Origin of the sequence: Vibrio sp. 10N.222.49.C9 (assembly GCF_041474985.1) — a bacterium.
Taxonomy (GTDB): Bacteria; Pseudomonadota; Gammaproteobacteria; order Enterobacterales; family Vibrionaceae; genus Vibrio; species Vibrio crassostreae_C.
Map to the genome: position 1 here is coordinate 1 of NZ_JBFRVD010001643.1, position 341 is coordinate 341.

The following is a 341-nucleotide window of genomic DNA, read 5'->3' on the forward strand; positions in this document are numbered from 1 at the left end:
TGACTGATGCGCCTTGCGGATATCCCCGTTCTTGGTTTAATCCACTCATCTGACGTATCAAGAAACGTACTAAGATCATCGTTCGTCAATACTGTTGGTGGAAGACACTTTCCCCAACCCGAGATTTCTGCAAACTTCTTCGCCATACTACCTGCTTTGTTTCAAATCATTATTGGTCCAATGAGTATACTGCATTCAAAGGAGACAAATAACGGTTAGCAATACTTAATTCTCCGCTTAACATCACCAAAATTGTTAGAATGTGATAGTCTTAGCCCCGTTAAGCTAAGCAAGGTTAAAAAATGAACCGTAAGAAGAAAATCAATCAGATCTTTAAGAAG

Annotated in this window: 1 pseudogene; it reads right to left on the minus strand. The window is 39.3% G+C overall.

Annotated elements, in window-relative coordinates:
* Nucleotides 1-146, minus strand: a pseudogene (locus AB4585_RS29630) (3-oxoacyl-ACP synthase); the annotation flags it as partial.
* Nucleotides 147-341: the final 195 nt, after the last annotated feature.